Source organism: Kribbella sp. NPDC003557 (genome assembly GCF_040610805.1).
Taxonomy (GTDB): Bacteria; Actinomycetota; Actinomycetes; order Propionibacteriales; family Kribbellaceae; genus Kribbella.
In genome coordinates this window covers 376,898-393,820 of sequence record NZ_JBEXMY010000006.1, presented here as the reverse complement: position 1 = coordinate 393,820, position 16,923 = coordinate 376,898, and the positions used below count along the sequence as shown (strand labels likewise).

The 16,923-nt window shown below is 70.5% G+C and carries 14 protein-coding genes; 7 read left to right on the top strand and 7 right to left on the bottom strand.

All coding sequences use genetic code 11. The features are described 5' to 3' along the window. Positions 1-9 precede the first annotated feature (9 nt). Positions 10-993 carry a BtrH N-terminal domain-containing protein gene (locus ABZW60_RS26585; RefSeq protein ID WP_355481186.1) on the top strand — a complete coding sequence of 328 codons (984 nt, stop codon included), beginning with the start codon at positions 10-12 and terminating at the stop codon, positions 991-993. A 1-nt stretch (position 994) separates the two neighbouring features. Here ABZW60_RS26585 and sepH read toward each other — a convergent pair whose 3' ends face one another. Both sepH and pepN read right to left on the bottom strand, forming a co-directional pair. Beyond that, the gene (sepH, locus tag ABZW60_RS26580) at positions 995-2,656 is read right to left on the bottom strand and encodes a septation protein SepH (RefSeq protein ID WP_355481184.1); all 1,662 of its coding nucleotides are present in this window, start codon (positions 2,654-2,656) and stop codon (positions 995-997) included. A gap of 188 nt (positions 2,657-2,844) precedes the next feature. Continuing rightward, the gene (gene pepN, locus ABZW60_RS26575) at positions 2,845-5,301 is read right to left on the bottom strand and encodes an aminopeptidase N (RefSeq protein WP_355481182.1); all 2,457 of its coding nucleotides are present in this window, start codon (positions 5,299-5,301) and stop codon (positions 2,845-2,847) included. Positions 5,302-5,335: 34 nt separating this feature from the next. Between pepN and ABZW60_RS26570 the strand changes: the two genes are divergently transcribed. From ABZW60_RS26570 to ABZW60_RS26560, 3 genes are all read left to right on the top strand, one after another. Beyond that, on the top strand, positions 5,336-6,280 hold the full coding sequence (locus ABZW60_RS26570; RefSeq protein WP_355481181.1) for an aldo/keto reductase: 945 nt from the start codon (positions 5,336-5,338) through the stop codon (positions 6,278-6,280). Further along, positions 6,277-7,038 carry a peroxide stress protein YaaA gene (locus ABZW60_RS26565; protein ID WP_355481179.1) on the top strand — a complete coding sequence of 254 codons (762 nt, stop codon included), beginning with the start codon at positions 6,277-6,279 and terminating at the stop codon, positions 7,036-7,038. The genes ABZW60_RS26570 and ABZW60_RS26565 overlap by 4 nt, the downstream gene beginning before the upstream one ends. Before the next feature lie 108 nt (positions 7,039-7,146). Beyond that, a complete protein-coding gene (locus ABZW60_RS26560; protein ID WP_355481177.1) occupies positions 7,147-7,776 on the top strand; it encodes an HNH endonuclease family protein in 630 nt (209 codons plus the stop codon). An 8-nt stretch (positions 7,777-7,784) separates the two neighbouring features. On the opposite strand, the gene ABZW60_RS26555 is transcribed toward ABZW60_RS26560, so the two are convergent. Together ABZW60_RS26555 and ABZW60_RS26550 are read right to left on the bottom strand one after the other, a co-directional pair. Continuing rightward, a complete protein-coding gene (locus ABZW60_RS26555) occupies positions 7,785-8,732 on the bottom strand; it encodes a LuxR C-terminal-related transcriptional regulator (protein WP_355481175.1) in 948 nt (315 codons plus the stop codon). Positions 8,733-8,898: 166 nt separating this feature from the next. Further along, entirely contained in the window at positions 8,899-9,852 is a 954-nt protein-coding gene (locus ABZW60_RS26550) for a DUF389 domain-containing protein (RefSeq protein ID WP_355481807.1), read from the bottom strand. A 182-nt stretch (positions 9,853-10,034) separates the two neighbouring features. Here ABZW60_RS26550 and ABZW60_RS26545 point away from each other — a divergent pair, with 182 nt between their 5' ends. Further along, positions 10,035-11,450, top strand: a complete 1,416-nt coding sequence (locus ABZW60_RS26545; RefSeq protein ID WP_355481173.1) for an APC family permease — start codon at positions 10,035-10,037, stop codon at positions 11,448-11,450. On the opposite strand, the gene ABZW60_RS26540 is transcribed toward ABZW60_RS26545, so the two are convergent. Next, on the bottom strand, positions 11,392-12,591 hold the full coding sequence (locus ABZW60_RS26540) for a Cmx/CmrA family chloramphenicol efflux MFS transporter (RefSeq protein WP_355481171.1): 1,200 nt from the start codon (positions 12,589-12,591) through the stop codon (positions 11,392-11,394). The genes ABZW60_RS26545 and ABZW60_RS26540 overlap by 59 nt on opposite strands. 109 nt (positions 12,592-12,700) lie before the next feature. On the opposite strand from ABZW60_RS26540, the gene ABZW60_RS26535 reads away from it, so the two are divergent. After that, complete coding sequence (locus ABZW60_RS26535; RefSeq protein WP_355481169.1) at positions 12,701-13,309, top strand: rhomboid family intramembrane serine protease; 609 nt, start codon at positions 12,701-12,703, stop codon at positions 13,307-13,309. Here ABZW60_RS26535 and ABZW60_RS26530 read toward each other — a convergent pair. Then, on the bottom strand, positions 13,302-14,222 hold the full coding sequence (locus ABZW60_RS26530; RefSeq protein WP_355481167.1) for a threonine/serine dehydratase: 921 nt from the start codon (positions 14,220-14,222) through the stop codon (positions 13,302-13,304). The two genes, ABZW60_RS26535 and ABZW60_RS26530, sit on opposite strands and share 8 nt — an antisense overlap. A 60-nt stretch (positions 14,223-14,282) precedes the next feature. On the opposite strand from ABZW60_RS26530, the gene ABZW60_RS26525 reads away from it, so the two are divergent. Then, positions 14,283-16,166, top strand: coding sequence for a propionyl-CoA synthetase (locus tag ABZW60_RS26525; protein ID WP_355481165.1), 1,884 nt, complete (start codon positions 14,283-14,285; stop codon positions 16,164-16,166). Here the strand turns inward: ABZW60_RS26525 and ABZW60_RS26520 are convergent. Next, on the bottom strand, positions 16,134-16,913 hold the full coding sequence (locus tag ABZW60_RS26520) for an alpha/beta fold hydrolase (protein ID WP_355481163.1): 780 nt from the start codon (positions 16,911-16,913) through the stop codon (positions 16,134-16,136). The genes ABZW60_RS26525 and ABZW60_RS26520 overlap by 33 nt on opposite strands. Positions 16,914-16,923: the final 10 nt, after the last annotated feature.

Here is a 16,923-nt window from a genome sequence, read left to right as displayed (position 1 = left end):
GATGCGGTGATGCAGATCGAGATCGAGGTCCGGGACTGGCAGCACTGCGAGACGACGGCGCTCGGTGTGCTGTTGCGGCACCAGGGGCTCGACCTGTCCGAGCCGATGCTCTTCGGCCTCGGATCCGGTCTGTCGTTCATCTATTGGGACAGCAAGAACCTGGGCTTTCCGTTCCTCGGCGGCCGGGTGAAGCCCTTCGAGCTGACCCGCAACCTCACCGGCCGGCTGGGGCTGGATCTCGTGGTCCAGGAGACGGCGTCGCCGCGGAAGGCCTGGGAGAACGTCGTCGCGGCGATCGACGGCGGCCATCCGGTGGGGTTGCAGCTCGACAGCTACTACCTGGAGTACTTCAGCTCGAAGGTGCACTTCGGCGGTCATGTGGTGGCCATGTATGGGTACGACGACCACACCGCGCAGCTCGTGGACACAGGGCAGCAGGGCGGAGCGGTGTCCACCAGCTTGACCAGCCTCGCCGAGGCGAGGGCCGCACGAGGCCCGATGACCGCCAGGCATCGGTCGTTCACCGTCACTGCTCCACGCGAAGTGCCTGCGCTGCCGGACCGGATCGTGCCGGCGATCGTCGCGTGTGCGGACGCGTTCCTGCACCCGCCGATCGCGAATGTCGGCCACCGCGGCATCGAGAAGGCCGGCAAGCTGGTCCGCACCTGGCTCCAGCGGACCGACGCCCCCGAGCGGGACCTGCCACAGGCCGCGCTCCTGATGGAGAAGGCCGGCACCGGCGGCGCCCTGTTCCGCAACCTCTACCGCGACTTCCTCGGTGAATGTGCCCAGGTGGTCGACAGCGCCGATCTGCGCACCGGTTATCGGCTGTACGGCGAGGCGGCCGCGCTGTGGACCGAGGTCGCCGCGCTCATCGCCCGAGCAGGCGAGTCCGGGGATCCGCAGTATCTCTTGCAGGCCGGCGCCGTCCTGCACGACCTTGCCCGGATCGAGCGCGATGCGATGCAGGCGCTCGTCCGGCTGGGCGGCTGAGTCAGTCGGCCTTCTTGCCGAACATGATTTCGTCCCAGCTCGGGACGCTGGCGCGCTTGCCCCGGCGGGCGGGCTTCTTCTTGGGCTCGGCCGGGGTGTCGTCGGCAGGCTGAGTGGTGTCGGCGGCGTCGGGCAGGGTTCCCTGTGCCTTCGCGGCGGGAGTTGCCTGACGGTCGGGTCCCGGTGTGGGCTCGGGGGAGGCGGGCTCGCGCACAGGCTCCGGGCGGCGCGCCTCCGCCGAACGGGTCTCCGCGCGGTTTGCCCCCGCACGGCTCGCCCCTGCAGGGCTTGTCTCCGGACTGCTGGTCTCGGGACGGCTCGGCTCCGGGCGGCTTGTCTCCGGGCGGCTTGTCTCCGGGCGGCTCGGCTCCGGGCGGCGGCGCTGGTCGGCGCGGGCGACCGGCGTCGGGCGCGGCTCCGCCGGACGCTCCGGCGAACGGTCGGCCGAGGGCTCCGGCGCGTGTTCCCTCGCGCGGGTCTCGGTCCAGGTCTCGGCGTGAGTGCCGGTGTGGTCGTCCGGGGTGGCGGGGGAGGCGAAGGCCGGGGGGTCGGCGGGGCGTTCTACGGCGCGGACGGCCGGGCGCGGGGCCGGGGGCTGGTCGACGGGGACGTCGATCAGGGTCGGCTCCTCGTCCGGGTTCGGTACGGAGTGCACGCGGCGCGGACCACGCTCGGCGTCCCGGGAACCGTCACGCGCGACCTCCCGGGGGAAGTCGCGCGGGTGCTCACGGCCACTGTCGCGACCGTTGTCACGGCCTGCCTCGCGGCCCGCGTCACGACCACCATCACGGCTGCCGTCGCGTCCTTCGTCGCGACCACTGTCACGGGCTGCGTCGCGGCCGCCGTCGCGGATGACGTCGCGGGTCTGCAGGCCGAACTCGCGGCCGTCGCGGGAAACCGGGTGGTTTCGGCGGCGTAGTGCGACCGTGTCCTCGAAGCCTGCCTCGTAGCTGTCGGCGCCGTGGTCCGGAGCGATCAGCGGGTCGATGTCCGCGACCGCGGCCAGCCGCCGCTCACCAGGCTGCGGCTGGACCGGCGTCGGCATCACCTGCGCCTGCTCGCCGACCAGCCAGCGCGCCTCGTCGTCGTCCGGCACGGCGTACCGCCCGGGGGCGTCGTAGGCGAACATGGCGATCTTCTCGTCCTTCTGCTCCTCGCCGGAGTCCACACTGTCCTCGGACTCCACGAAGTACGACACGCGCACGGCCCAGCGGCCGTCCTCGCGGCGCCACGCGTCCCACTCCGCCGACGCCGGGTCGACCTGCCGGGTGCGCAGCCGATCGGTGACCCACGCGCCGAGGTTGCGGGTCGGGGCGTCGCCGCCGCCGCGGCGACGGACGGAGGCACGCTGCGCGAGGCTGGCGATGTGGTCGCGCTCGGCGAGGACCGGGCCGGCGAACGCCATCACGCGTTCCATCGGCATCTGGGCGACGGCTGCGACCGCCTCGGGACTTTCGCCGGCGCGGATACGAGCCTGGATGTCTCGTGGGCGCAGCGCGCTCTCCATTTGAATCTCCAGCTGGCCGAGTCGGGCACGGTCGCCGCGGAGGGCCGCACGCAACCGGTCGTCGACCGGAACGGCGAACTCCTCACCCGTCTCTGCCATCGCCAGGACGAGTTGGGTTCCGTCCTGGCTCAGACCGACGAGCCTCGCCTCGCGCATTGACCTTGTTCTCCTGTGCGGTTCTAGACAGTCTCTCCCGGACGCTGGGCCTGACCAAGACCGGCGCGCCGTGCCGCGCGGTCATTGTGGAGGTTACGTCACGAAAACACATCTTGCCTGGTCACCAGGGTCCTCCTGATCACACCAGTCACACTAGTCACAACACGGTGTGACAGCTAACCGACTTGTCAGTTCGTGAAGGCCGAACGCACCGCAAGCGCACGCTTCAGGTCGTCCGCGCCGTCCCCGACGGAGCGCCGGATGCCGGCCGCCACGGAGTCGTCGGCGATCAGGTCGGCGGCGCGGTCGACGACGCGCTGCTCGACCGTGTACCGGGGGAAGGCGAGCTTCGCGCTGGTCGCGACGACCCAGCCGGAGCGGAGCTTCTCGGTCCCGGCGATCTCGGCGAAGTACCGGTCGACGTACGGCGCCGTGACCGCGGCCTGCGTCGGGTGCCAGAACCCTTCACACGCGGCGTACAGCTCGTAGTTCGCCAGGTCGGCGTCGGTGGTGATCTGCGTCCAGGCCCGCTCCTTGGCCTCGGGCGTCGGCAGCGCGGACCGGCACCGGGTGGCGTGCACGACGCCCTCCGACGACGAGTCCCGCTCGAGCTCGGCGTCGATGTCGGCCTCGCCGATCGCGCCGAGCCGGGCCAGTTGCAGCGTCACGATCCACCGCAGGTCCGCGTCCATCGTCACGCCCTCGGGGACGCCGTCACCCGCGAGCCAGCCCTTCAGCAGCTCGGCGTCGTCGGTGAAGCGCGCGAACCCGCGAGCCACCGAGAGCTGCACGCTGCTCCCGGCTTCGACGGTCTCCAGCCGCGCACGCAGTACGTCGGCCAGCTGCCCGCGGTACGGCTCGTACGGCAGGTAGACACCGAGCAGGTGGGTGCTCGACCAGTTCAGCAGTGTGCCGACCGCGATGTCGCTGGTCTCCGTCGGCAGCATGCCGAGCACCACGTCGAAGCCGACCTTCGGGTCGAGCTCCGCGTCGGCGACCGCGTCCCGCACGCTGTTCAGGATGACGGCGCGGGTGACGCCGTCGTCGATCTTCGGCAGCAGCGCCGCCAGGTTCTCCAGGCTGACCGCGTCGAGCCGGATCTTCGCCCAGCTGTCGTCACCGGCGTCCGGGATCACGACCGCGAGCGACGGGTCGAGGTCGACCTCCACCTCGTCGGCGTCGATCAGGACGTCGACCGTCGTCCGGCGGCCCTCGGCGTCGTACCCGCCGACGGCGAGCTTGTGCGGCCGTGCCGCCGGGTACGCCTCGGGCGCCTTGCGGTGCAGCTTGATACCGGTCGCGGTCCGGGACACGCTGATCGTGTCGAGGCCCGCGGTCCGCAGCCAGGCCTGCGCCCAGTCGTCGAGACCGGCCGCGCCGGCCTCGGTCCACTTCGCGACCAGGTCCGCGAACGTCGCGTTGCCGAACTCGTTCGCGGCGATGTGCGCGTTGACGCCGGCCAGGAAGACGTCGTCACCGAGGTACGCCGCGAGCTGCTTCAGGACCGCGGCGCCCTTGGCGTAGGAGATGCCGTCGAAGTCGTCGAGCGACGCGAGCGCGTCCTTGACCGCGTCGGCGGCCACCGGGTGGGTCGAGGACCGCTGGTCGGCCTGCAGGCCCCACCACTTGCGGATGTAGGCGAAGTCGATCCAGTTGTCGGTGTAGCGGGTCGCCTCGGTGGAGACCCGGTGCGCCATGTACTCGGCGAACGACTCGTTCAGCCAGAGGTCGTTCCACCACTTCATCGTCACGGTGTCGCCGAACCATTGGTGCGCCATCTCGTGCACGATCGTCCGCGCCCGGCTGCTGCGCTCGCCGTCGGTGACCGCCGAGCGGAACACCATCGGGTCCCGGAACGTGACGCAGCCCGGGTTCTCCATCGCGCCGGCGTTGAACTCCGGCACGAACGCCTGGTGGTAGTCACCGAACGGGTACCGGTAGCCGAACATCCGGTGGTAGGCGTCGAAGGACTGCTTGGTGACCTCGAAGATGTCCGCGGCCTCGCGCTCCAGGGCGTCCTTCAGCGACTGCCGCGACACGACGCTGAGGTTGATGCCGTCGTGCGCGTCGGTGATCTGGAAGTACGGGCCGGCGACCACGGTGACGAAGTACGTCGACAGCGGCTTGGTCTCGGCGAGCTCCCAGCGGCCGGGGGAGACCTGGGTCGAGGCGCCGTTGCCGAGCACCAGCCAGTCCTGGGGCGCGGTCACCGTCATCCGGTACGGCGCCTTGAGGTCGGGCTGGTCGAAGCAGGCGAAGATCCGCGGGGCGGCGTCGAGGAACGACATCGCGTAGGTGTAGGTGAGTCCGTCGGCGGCGTCGACCGCGCGGTGCAGTCCCTCGCCGTCGTGCGAGTACAGCATCGAGGCGACCACGACGAGTTCGTTGTCCGGCCGCAGGCCGGTCAGCTCGAGCCGTCCGTCGTTCAGCCCGGCCACGTCGACCGCCGTGCCGTTGAGGGTCACCGAGATCAGCTCGTCGGGTTTGACGTCCACCCAGCTCGACGCGTCGGACGCGCTGAACCTGATCGTGGTGGTGGACCCGAACGTCCGATCGCCCTGGGTGAGGTCGAGATCGACGTCGTACGACTGGACGGAGAGCGCGGCGGCCCGAGTGCGGGCGCCGTCGACGGTGAGACTCGGCATGAGGGTCACTGTATGCCGTGACTAGGCTGAGCACATGAGCGATATGGAGTACCGGCAGCTGGGCGACTCCGGTCTCACGGTGAGCGTCGTGGGACTGGGCTGCAACAACTTCGGCCGGCGGCTCGACGCGGGCCGGACCGAGGTCGTGGTGAACGCCGCGGTCGACGCGGGGATCACGTTGTTCGACACCGCGGACATCTACCGCGGCGAGCACGGGTTCAGCGAGGAACTGCTCGGCAAGGCGCTCGGGTCGCGCCGCGACGAGGTCGTGATCGCGACCAAGTTCGGCGGTGACATGGGCGGGGTGAACGGGCCCGACTGGGGCGTGCGTGGCTCCCGCCGGTACATCCGCAAGGCGGTCGAGTCGAGCCTGCAGCGGCTCGGCACCGACTGGATCGACCTCTACCAGCTGCACTTCCCCGACCCGGTGACGCCGATCGAGGAAACCCTGGCGGCCCTGTCCGAACTGGTTGCCGAGGGCAAGGTCAGGTACATCGGCAGCTCGCAGTTCGCGGCCTGGCAGGTGGTCGACGCCGACTGGACCGCCCGCTCGGGAGGTCTGGAGCACTTCGTCAGCGCCCAGAACCAGTACTCGCTGCTCGAGCGCGACGTCGAGGACGAGCTGGTGCCGGCCTGTGAGCACCTCGGCCTCGGCATCCTGCCGTTCTTCCCGCTCGCGTCCGGGCTGCTCACCGGTAAGTACAAGCGCGGCACGACGGCGCCGGAGGGCTCCCGGCTGGCGACGCAGCCCGAGCGGCTGGCCCGCGCGGACTTCGACAAGCTCGAGGCCCTCGAGACGTTCGCGGCCGAGCGCGACCTGTCGATGATCGACGTCGCGATCGGCGGTCTCGCGGCCCAGCCCGCGGTGGCCTCGGTGATCGCGGGCGCCACCAGCCCCGAGCAGATCGCGCAGAACGTCCGGGCCGGCCTGTGGGAGCCGACCGCCGCCGACCTCGCCGCGCTGGACGACCTGACGTGACACTGATCCTCCTGCCGCCGTCCGAGGGCAAGACCGGACGGTCGCGCGGTCGTGCGGTCGACTTCGCGACGCTGTCGTTCCCGGAGCTGAACCCGGTCCGCGAGCAGGTGCTGGAGACCTTGGCGAAGGTGTCCGCCTCGGCCGACGCGCACGACGTCCTCGAGGTCGGCGCCTCGCTGCGCGACGAGGTCGAGCGCAACACCCGCTGGCGCACCGAGCCGTCGGTGCCGGTGTCGGAGCTGTACTCCGGTGTGCTGTACGACGCCCTCGGCTACTCGACGCTGTCGGCCGGCTCGAAGCGGCGGGCCGCGAACCGGCTGCTCGTCATCTCGGCCGCCTGGGGTGCGCTCCGGCCCGCCGACCGCGTCCCGCCGTACCGGCTCTCGATGGGGACGACGCTGCCGGGCCACGGACCGCTGGCGTCGGTCTGGCGTGATCCGCTGAACGCCGCGCTGGCAGACGTGGACGGCGTGATCGTCGACTGCCGCTCCTCGACGTACGTCGCGGCGTGGCGCCCGGCCGGCGCGCAGGCGGACAAGTGGGTGTCGGTGAACGTCGTCCGCGAACGCGACGGCGTGCGCTCGGTCGTCTCGCACAACGCCAAGCACACCCGCGGGCTGGTCGCCCGGCACCTGCTCGAGTCCGGCAAGGATCCGGGGACACCGAAGTCGCTGCAGAAGCTGATCGGTGAGCGGTGGAACGCGGAGCTCGACAGGTCCGGGGCCGGGTGGACCCTGACCGTCGTCGAACACGACTGACGTTCACTGGACTGTAACTGGTGAGTGGTTTCCTACAGCGTGTGATCGGGGAAGGCTGAGGGCAGCAACGTTCAGGGGGGATTCCGCCCTACCTCGGAGGCCTGACCGATGCGACGTATCACCGCTGTACTGACTACCGCGGCGGCAGCCGTGACCGCCTGGACACTGAGCACCGGCCAGGCGATGGCGTATCCGCCGACCCCGCCGTCCGCGAGCACGGCCGCGACCCAGCTGGCGAGCCTGACCGTGAAGGCCGAGGGCTCGTCGACCGGCTACAGCCGGGACAAGTTCCCGCACTGGATCATCCAGTCCGGGACCTGCGACACCCGCGAGCAGGTGCTGAAGCGCGACGGCAGCGGCGTGACCGTGGACAGCAGCTGCCAACCGACCGCCGGCCGCTGGTACAGCGTGTACGACTCGACCTGGGTGAACGACTCCTCGGACGTCGACATCGACCACATCGTGCCGCTGTCGGAAGCGTGGAAGTCGGGCGCCAGCACCTGGACCACGGCCAAGCGCCAGGAGTTCGCGAACAACCTGACGATCTCGCAGCTGATCGCGGTGACGGCGTCGAGCAACCGCTCGAAGGGCGACAAGGACCCGTCGGAGTGGAAGCCGACCAACACGTCGGTGCACTGCATCTACGCGCGCGAGTGGATCTGGGTGAAGTACACCTACAAGCTGTCACTCCAGTCCGCGGAGAAGACAGCCCTCACGCAGATGCTGGCGACCTGCTGATCCTCGGGCTAGTCCTCGAGGAGATGGCGGCGCTGGGCGTGGATACCGGCCTGGAAACGAGTCCGCGCACCCAGCGTCTCCATCAGCTCGGCCACGCGCCGGCCGACGGTCCGGCTGCTCAGTGCGAGCTGCCGCGCGATGGCGTCGTCCTTGAACCCGGCCGCGAGCAGTGTCATCAGCCGGGCATCCGTCGGGTCAGCCTTGGCGGCCGGAACCACCGGCACGGCCTGGTCCCACAAGAGCCAGAACATCTCGATCAGCGCATCCAGCAACGCACACGGGTGCACTACCAGCGCGCTGTCGACCAGCTGGTCCACGGACAGCGGCAGGAGTGCGATCTTGCGGTCGAACACGGCCAGCTTCATCGGCACCTGCGGATGCACCCGTGAGGTCTCACCGGCATCGGCCGCGCTGTACGCCTCATCGACACCACCGGGGATGTCCAGCGAGTCGGGCGAGTAGATGCCGTGCACGACGACACCCTCGCCGAGCAGTCCACGCACGGTGCTGTCCGACTCATCGGCCTGAGCGGCGTACGGCGGGCGGTCGAGGACGAGGAGCTGGTGACTCGTGCCGTTGAGCAGCTGCGCGAACCGGGCGGCGATCGCTTCCTGACCGACGATCACCTCGACCAGGTTCTCCGGCCGGTACTGCTCCTGGGTGCTCAGCTCGGACAGCAGCACCCGCGCCTCGGCACGGACCCGGTCGAGCTCGGCCCGCCGTACGGCGACCAGTGCGTCGACCGCGACGTCCGGGCGGGTCGGGAGCAGCCGCACCGGGTCGTCGGAGGTGCTCGTCAGCAGACCGAGCTTCTCGAGCCGGCCGACCGTCGCGACCACCTCGTGCTCGTCCCGGCCGAGCCGGCCGGCAAGCTCGCGGATGTCGCAGCCCGGGGCCGACAGCAGCGCCCGGTAGGCCTCCTCATCGGGTTCGTCCACCCCAACCGACTCCAGCATTCGAACAGGCTATCTCGTCGGTTGGACGGTCTCGACCGGTTTGGCGACTTCGCGCCATGTCTGGGATACGTCAGCATGCTGCCGGGTGCTCCCAGGTGCACGGACCCCTCAGGTGGGGTATGTCTGACGGTGCCGGGCGCGCGCGGACCGGGCAGGGGACGCCTGGTCAAGCCTCAACGCGCGCGCCCGTCCTTCGCTTCAGCCGCAGGTAGCTGCGCCAGATCATCCGCTGCAGCATCAGGGTGAGCACTCCGGCGACCGTCATCCCGGCCAGGTTGATGCCGAGCTGCGCCGCCGACCCGCCGATCTGGTGCGGCGCCCACAGCGCGATCGACAGCGCCAGGTCGCCGGCGGCCGGGACGGTGGTCACCGAGATGAAGACGCCGACCAGCGCGTTGCCCCGGCCCGCTGTCTGCGACAGGACGCCGGCACATCCGGCGAGCACCGCGACGACGGCCGACCACCGGTCCGGTCGCCAGATGAAGCCGGTCAGCGGCCGGTCCGCCGTCACGTCGGCGGTGTCGACCCAGCCGACCGCGCGCGCCAGCAGAGCCGCGACCACGGTCACGGCGATCGCGATCACGAAGCCCGTGACCAGCAGTGACAGGGACCGCCTGGTCAGACCGCCCTTGCGCAGGTACAGGCCGACCGCGAGCGCGGCGACGACTCCGAACTCGGGGCCGACGACCATCGCGCCGACCACCAGGATCGAGGAGTCGGTGACCACCGCGACCGACGCGATCATGGTCGCGAGCGTGAGGAACACGTAGTAGACCCAGGAACCGCTGGCCTCGTTGTAGGCCTGGTCGACGACGGCGTCCCAGATCACCGCGTCGTCGGGTGCGCCGGGCGCCGCCTTCTCCGCGGCCTGCGCGTTCCGCGAGGGTGCCGAGTCGACGGCGCTGACCGCGACCGCGCCGTCGTCGTACAGCCCCTCGGACTTGAGGAAGGCGAGCACGTCCGAGGTGGCCTCGCGGGTCACGTCGCACTCGATCATGTCGCCCGCGGGCCGGAGCGCGGCGCCGGGGAGCCGGACGACGCTGGTCACCCGCGGGTCGGCGACGAGCGTGTCCAGGACGCGCTCTCCACGGTCCGATGGGACGATGAGACGAAGGTGCATCACGGGCGACATGCTGTCAGGCCGCCGGTCACCTTCCGGTGATGGCCTCGCCCCTGCACCCCCGGATATGGTCCACTGACGCACCGGATCCAGGGAGGCACAATGAGTGAGCGAAGCGAGCTCATCAAAACAACACAGTGTGCTCGTGCGTCATCCGCGCCCGCAGCGAAGCGAGGACGTGGATGAGTGACAGTGCGGCTGCCGCCGAGCCGAAGGCCGGCGAGCGACCTGAGCTGAAGCGGGTGATGGGGCCCGGGCTCCTGCTGCTGTTCGTGGTCGGGGACATCCTCGGCACCGGCGTCTACGCGCTGACCGGCAAGGTGGCCGGAGAGGTCGGGGGCGCGGTGTGGCTGCCGTTCCTGTGCGCGTTCGTGGTCGCGCTGCTGACCGCGACCAGCTACCTGGAGCTCGTCACGAAGTACCCCAAGGCCGGTGGCGCCGCGGTCTACACGCACAAGGCGTTCGGCATCCACTTCCTGACCTTCCTGCTGACGTTCGCGGTGATGTGCTCCGGGCTGACGTCGGCGTCCAGCGCGTCCAAGGCGTTCGCGGCGAACTTCTTCTCCGCCGCGCACATCGACGCCGACCGCGGCGCGCTGCTGATGATCACCGCGCTCGCGTTCATGACCCTGATCGCGCTGGTGAACCTGCGCGGTGTCGGCGAGAGCGTGAAGGCGAACGTCGTGCTGACCTGCGTCGAGCTCAGCGGTCTGCTGATCGTGATCGCGATCGGCGCCTGGGCGCTGATCGGCGGCGACGGCGACACCTCGCGGCTGACCGACTTCAAGGTCCCCGAGGGCGAGTCGCCGTTCAGCGCGGTGACGGCCGCGACCGCGCTGGCGTTCTTCGCGATGGTCGGGTTCGAGGACTCGGTGAACATGGCGGAGGAGACCAAGGACCCGGTCCGGATCTTCCCGCGGATGATGCTGATCGGCCTGTGCATCACCGGCGTGATCTACGTGCTGGTCGCGATCTCCGCGGTCGCGCTGGTCTCGCCGGACGAGCTGAACAAGGGCGCCACGCCGCTGCTGAAGGTCGTCCAGGCCGGCGCGCCCGGGTTCCCGCTCGAGCTGTTCGCGTGGATCACGATGTTCGCGGTCGCGAACTCGGCGCTGATCAACATGCTGATGGCCAGCCGCCTGCTGTACGGGATGTCGCACGAGCAGGTGCTGCCCGGTCCGCTCGGCCGCGTGCTGCGCCGGCGCCGGACGCCGTACATCGCGATCTTGTTCACCACGCTGCTCGCGTTCGTCCTGATCGGGTACGCCGACCTGGCGGCGCTCGGCGGGACGACGGCGTTCCTGCTGCTGTGCGTCTTCGCGATCGTGAACGTCGCCGTGCTGGTGCTGCGCCGGGACCCCGTCGAGCACAAGCACTTCCACGCGCCGACCGCGCTGCCGGTGCTGGGCGTCGTGTTGTGCGTCTACCTGGCGAGCCCGCTGTCCGGGCGGGCGTCGGCCGACTACAAGATCGCCGGCTGGCTGATGCTGGTCGGCGTCGGGCTGTGGGCGCTCACCTGGCTGCTGAACAAGTACGTGTTCAACCGGCACGCCGACTTCGACCCGTCGCACCTCGATCCGCAGGGGCCGGTGAACTGACCGGCAGGTACGCCGCGACCAGTACGGTCACCAGGGCCAGGGCTCCGGTGGCGACCGCGATCCAGCCGAGTGCGGGGTAGCCCGCACCGGCGTCGATCGCCAGGCCGCCGAGCCACGGTCCGGCCGTGATACCGACGTTGAACGCCGAGAAGTTCGTCGCGGTCGCGAGCGTCGGCGCGTCACCGGCCAGCCCGAACACGCGGGCGTTCAGGGCCGGGTTCGCGGCGAAGCCGAAGCCGCCGAGCAGCGCGACGACGGCGATCGCCGCCACCGGAACGGTTGCCGTCAGCGCCAGTACGGCGGACAGCACCGTCAGCCCGGTGATACTGATGAACAACGTATGGAATGGCAGCGCGTCGGCGAACCTGCCGCCGATCGTGATCCCGATGAAGGACCCGAGACCGTACAGGGCGAGGACTGTCGGGACGGCTCCCGCCGGCAGGCCGGTGGCTCGGGTCAGGAGCGGCGCCAGGTAGCTGAAGACGACCAGGATCGTTGCCGTGACCAGGGCTGTGGTGCCGAAAGCGAGCCAGAGTCGTGCGTTGCGCAGGACCTGGATCTCGTCGGCGAGCCGGGGCGTGCTCGCGGCGTCGGGCCGGTCGGACGGCACGGTTGCGAGGACTCCGGACATCGCCAGCACGCACAATCCGGCGACGGTCCAGAACGCGGACTGCCACCCGAGATGCTGGCCCAGCACGGTTCCCAGCGGCAGCCCGACGATGGTCGCGATCGTGAGGCCACCGGTGACGATGCTCATCGCCCGGGCCCGGCTGGTCGCCGGCACCAGGGACACCACGGTCACCGCGGCGACCGACCAGAAGCCGGCGTACACGAACGCGCCGACGATGCGGGTGGCGAGCAGGACGGCGTAGCTGGAGGTCAGCGCGCCCGCGACGTGGGTGAGCGCGAAGATCGCGAGGAAGGCGAGCAGCGCGGTCCGGCGGGACCAGGTGAGCGTCGCGACGGCGAGGACCGGTGCGCCGACGAGCATGCCGAGGGCGAAGGCCGAGATCAGCAGCCCGGCCCGCGGGATCGAGACGTGCAGATCGGTCGCGAGTTCGGGGAGCAGTCCGGCGAGCATCAGCTCGGACGTGCCCTGCGCGAAGATGCTCAGCCCAAGAACGTAGACAGCGATCGGCATCGTTCCCCCTCACTCGACGAGTGCCACTCGCAGTATCACAGACATCACTGTCCGCTGTCGCCGCGCCTGTCACGGGCTGAGACTTGGGGGAGTACGGCATCGTAGAGGCATGAGCTTTCAGACGCCGGCGAAGCGATCTGGGCGGAGTGTGGACACCGCCAAGATCGGCAGCGGGCTGAAGCTGCTCGTCGCCCTGCTGGGGCTGATGTGGCTGTCCGAGGTCGTCGACACGGCGATGAACGGCGCCCTGGACCAGTACGGGATCATCTCCCGCGAGCCCCGCGGCCTGGTCGGCATCCTCACCGCGCCGTTCCTGCACCTCGGGTTCGGGCACCTGATCTCGAACACGCTGCCGCTCGTCACGCTCGGCGCGCTGATCGCGGTCAGCGGCGCGGCCCGGCTGTTCGCGGTGACCGCGATCGTGACGGTGATCGGCGGGTTCGGGACCTGGCTGATCTCACCGCCGAACACGATCACGATCGGCGCCAGCGGCCTGGTGTTCGGGTACGCGTCGTACCTGATCCTCCGCGGGCTGTTCAACCGCCGGCTCGGTCAGGTGCTGCTGGGCATCGTCGTCGTGATGGTGTGGGGCAGCGCGCTGCTCGGCGGGCTGCTGCCGCAGGACGGGATCTCCTGGCAGGGTCACCTGTTCGGCGGTATCGCCGGCGTGCTCGCGGCCTGGGTGCTGGCCGACGACAAGCAGCAACGCGTCAAATAAGCGTGCTCGGGTCGGTGTTGGCGCCGCAGACGACCACGACGACGCGCTCATCCGGTGCCGGCTCGTAGGCGCCTGAGGTCAGAGCCGCGTACGCCGTGGCGCCGCCGTGCTCGGTCGCCAGGTGGTGGGTGTGCCACAGTTGTTTGCGGGCGGCAACGATCGCGTCGTCGTCCACCAGGACGGACCGCACGTGATGGCCCTGGACCGCTGCGAAGGCGAGATCGCCCAGGCGGCGGGCTCCCAGGGAGTCGGCCGCCACCCCGCCCACCGGGCCGTCGGTCGGCGCGCCGGCTTCCAGCGCGCGGTGCATCGTGGGCGCCGGCGCCGGTTCGATACCGATGACCCGGGCGTGGTCGGCGATCGCGGTGGCGATGCCGCCGATCAGGCCGCCGCCTCCGACCGCGACCAGGACCGTGTCGAAACTGCCGATCTGCTCGAGGAGCTCAAGGCCGATGGTGCCCTGGCCCGCGACGACCTCGGGCTGGTCGTAGGCGTGGACCAGCAGTGCGCCGGTCACGTCGCGCTCCGCGAGCGCCGCCTGGTACGCCTCGGCGTACTCGGACCCGACCTGCACGATGTCCGCGTCGAGCGTGCGCAGCTTGCCGAGCTTCGCGGCCGGTGTCGTCTCCGGCACGAAGATCCGCGCGGGGACGCCGAGTTCGCGGGCCGCGTACGCCGCGGCCAGCCCGTGGTTGCCGCCGGACGCCGCGACGATGCCCTGGCCGGTCAGCTCGCCGCTGTCCTTCGCGGTCAGCAGCCGGTTGAACGCGCCGCGTGGCTTGAACGAGCCGGTGTGCTGGAGCAGTTCGAGCTTGAACGTGAGCCCCGGCGCCACCTGGATCACCGGGGTACGCCGGACCCGTCCGGCGATCCGCTCCGCCGCCTGCCGCACGTCGTCGAGACTTACCGTCATGGCTCAACCCTGCCACGATGGTGAACAGCCGACGGAACGGGAGGCCGTGCAATGGCAGGCATGGGCGCGTACGACGAGAGCTACCGCAGGAGTCTGGACGACCCGCACGGGTTCTGGCTCGGGGCCGCCGAGGCGATCACCTGGACGCGGCCGCCGACCCGCGCGATCGACGCCACGCACGCCCCGATCTTCCGCTGGTTCCCCGACGGCGAGCTGAACACGTCGTACAACGCCCTCGACCGGCACGTCGAAGCCGGCGACGGCCGGCGGACCGCCTTGATCTACGACTCACCGGTCACCGGGACGGGCCGCAGCTACACCTACGCGCAACTGCGGGACGAGGTGGCGCAGTTCGCCGGTGCCCTGGCGTCGCTCGGGGTCGGCAAGGGGGACCGGGTGATCGTCTACATGCCGATGATCCCCGAGGCCGTCGTGGCGATGCTCGCCTGCGCCCGGCTCGGAGCCATCCACTCGGTCGTCTTCGGCGGCTTCGCCCCGCGCGAGCTGGCGGCCCGGATCGAGGACGCCGGGCCGCGCGTGATCGTGGCGGCGTCGTGCGGTATCGAGCCGACCCGGGTGGTCGAGTACAAGCCGATCATCGACGAGGCGCTGACGATCTCCTCGCACCAGCCGGAGCACACGATCGTGTTCCAGCGCGAGCAGGCCCGGGCCGAGCTGGGCGAGCGCGACGTCGACTGGACCACGCTCGTCGCGAAGGCCCAGCCGGCCGGTCCGGTGCAGGTCGCCGCGACCGATCCGCTGTACATCCTCTACACCTCGGGCACGACCGGACGGCCGAAAGGCGTGGTCCGTGACAACGGCGGCCACGCCGTGGCGCTGGCCTGGACGATGCGCAACGTGTACGACATCGGCCCGGGCGACGTGTGGTGGACCGCCTCCGACGTCGGCTGGGTCGTCGGCCACTCGTACATCGTCTACGCGCCGCTGCTGGTCGGCGCGACCACGATCCTGTACGAGGGCAAGCCCGTCGGTACGCCGGACGCGGGCGCGTTCTGGCGGGTGATCTCCGAGCACGGCGCGAAGGCGCTGTTCACCGCGCCGACCGCGATCCGGGCGATCAAGAAGGTCGACCCGGAGGCCACCGAGCTGGCGAAGCACCCGATCGACACGTTCCGGACGCTGTTCCTGGCGGGGGAGAGGCTCGACCCGGAGACGTACCACTGGTCGCACGAGCACCTCGGCGTGCCGGTGGTCGACCACTGGTGGCAGACCGAGACCGGCTGGCCGATCGCCGCCAACCCGCGCGGGCTGGAACCGCTGCCGACCAAGCCGGGATCGGCGACCGTGCCGATGCCGGGCTGGAACGTGCAGATCCTCGACACCTACGGCAAGGAGCTGCTGCCGCACGAGGAGGGCGCGATCGCGATCAAGCTCCCGCTGCCGCCCGGGGCACTGCCGACACTGTGGGGCGACGACCAGCGCTACATCGACAGCTACCTGAAGGAGTACGACGGCTACTACCTGACCGGTGACGGCGGGTTCATCGACGACGACGGCTACATCTTCGTGATGGGCCGCACCGACGACGTCATCAACGTGGCCGGGCACCGGCTGTCGACCGGCTCGATCGAGGCGGTCGTGGCGGCGAACCCGGCGGTGGCCGAGTGCGCGGTGATCGGCGTGCACGACCCGCTGAAGGGACAGCTGCCGCGGGCGTTCGTCGTCCTCAAGGCCGGGGCGACCGTGACCGACGACGTGCTGCGCGACGAACTGGTGGCCGCCGTACGCCGGGAGATCGGGCCGGTCGCCGCGTTCCGGGACGTGTCGGTCGTCGACGCGCTGCCGAAGACCCGCTCGGGCAAGATCCTGCGCCGCACGATGCGCGGGATCGCGGACGGCCGCGACGAGCCGGTCCCGTCGACGATCGAGGACGCGGCCGTGCTCGACGCGCTACGCCCGGTCCTGCGCGGCGAGAAAGGCTAGAACGGCGGGACTCGCGACCGACCGGAACTCGTGGAAGTACGCGTGCCGCGCACCCTGGATCAGCTCGGCGCGCGCTCCCGGGATCCGGTCGGCGAGCAGCTGCGCGTTCGCGACCGGGCTGAAGACGTCGTCGGTGCCGTGCAGGATCAGCGTCGGCGCGATGATGTCCGGCAGCCCGTCCCACGCGTCGTGCCGGTTGCTGGCCACCAGATGCCGCCCCTTCGCGTACGACGGCATGCTGGTGTCACCGAGGACGTAGTACGGCCCGTCGTTCCGCGCGAGCCACCCGGGCGTGTACATCAACTCGAGCAGCACCCGCTCGCTCCGCGACGGATCCGCCAGTGCCTTCCGGATCTCCTGACTGCGCTCGTGCCCGTGCGCCGCGCCGGGTGAGGTGCACCCCAGAACCAGCGCCTCGACCCGCTCCGGGGCGTCGATGGCGAGCCATTGCGCGACCCGCCCGCCCATCGAGGTCCCGTAGATCTGTGCGCTCGCCAGACCGGCCGCGTCGAGCACCGCCACGACGTCCTGCGCGAACCCGCGCGTGCTGTACACCTCGTCCGGCTTGTCGCTGTCACCCGTGCCTCTCCAGTCCAGGGTGATCAGCCGGCGTCCCGCGAAGTCGGACAGGATCGGGTCCCACCAGGTGTGGTTGTTCGACTGCCCGGCGAGCAGGACGAGTGGTTGCCCTTCGCCCCGTACCTGATACGCGATCCTCGTCCCGTCGGTGGTTGCTGCGAATGGCACAGAGATAGTG

What these genes read in the sequence shown, in the direction of transcription:
- ABZW60_RS26585 (WP_355481186.1), top strand. Translation starts at nt 10, where the DNA reads ATGCAGATCGAGATCGAGGTCCGGGACTGGCAGCACTGCGAGACGACG.
- sepH (WP_355481184.1), bottom strand. Translation starts at nt 2,656, where the DNA reads ATGCGCGAGGCGAGGCTCGTCGGTCTGAGCCAGGACGGAACCCAACTC.
- pepN (WP_355481182.1), bottom strand. Translation starts at nt 5,301, where the DNA reads ATGCCGAGTCTCACCGTCGACGGCGCCCGCACTCGGGCCGCCGCGCTC.
- ABZW60_RS26570 (WP_355481181.1), top strand. Translation starts at nt 5,336, where the DNA reads ATGAGCGATATGGAGTACCGGCAGCTGGGCGACTCCGGTCTCACGGTG.
- ABZW60_RS26560 (WP_355481177.1), top strand. Translation starts at nt 7,147, where the DNA reads ATGCGACGTATCACCGCTGTACTGACTACCGCGGCGGCAGCCGTGACC.
- ABZW60_RS26555 (WP_355481175.1), bottom strand. Translation starts at nt 8,732, where the DNA reads ATGCTGGAGTCGGTTGGGGTGGACGAACCCGATGAGGAGGCCTACCGG.
- ABZW60_RS26550 (WP_355481807.1), bottom strand. Translation starts at nt 9,852, where the DNA reads ATGCACCTTCGTCTCATCGTCCCATCGGACCGTGGAGAGCGCGTCCTG.
- ABZW60_RS26545 (WP_355481173.1), top strand. Translation starts at nt 10,035, where the DNA reads ATGAGTGACAGTGCGGCTGCCGCCGAGCCGAAGGCCGGCGAGCGACCT.
- ABZW60_RS26540 (WP_355481171.1), bottom strand. Translation starts at nt 12,591, where the DNA reads ATGCCGATCGCTGTCTACGTTCTTGGGCTGAGCATCTTCGCGCAGGGC.
- ABZW60_RS26535 (WP_355481169.1), top strand. Translation starts at nt 12,701, where the DNA reads ATGAGCTTTCAGACGCCGGCGAAGCGATCTGGGCGGAGTGTGGACACC.
- ABZW60_RS26530 (WP_355481167.1), bottom strand. Translation starts at nt 14,222, where the DNA reads ATGACGGTAAGTCTCGACGACGTGCGGCAGGCGGCGGAGCGGATCGCC.
- ABZW60_RS26525 (WP_355481165.1), top strand. Translation starts at nt 14,283, where the DNA reads ATGGGCGCGTACGACGAGAGCTACCGCAGGAGTCTGGACGACCCGCAC.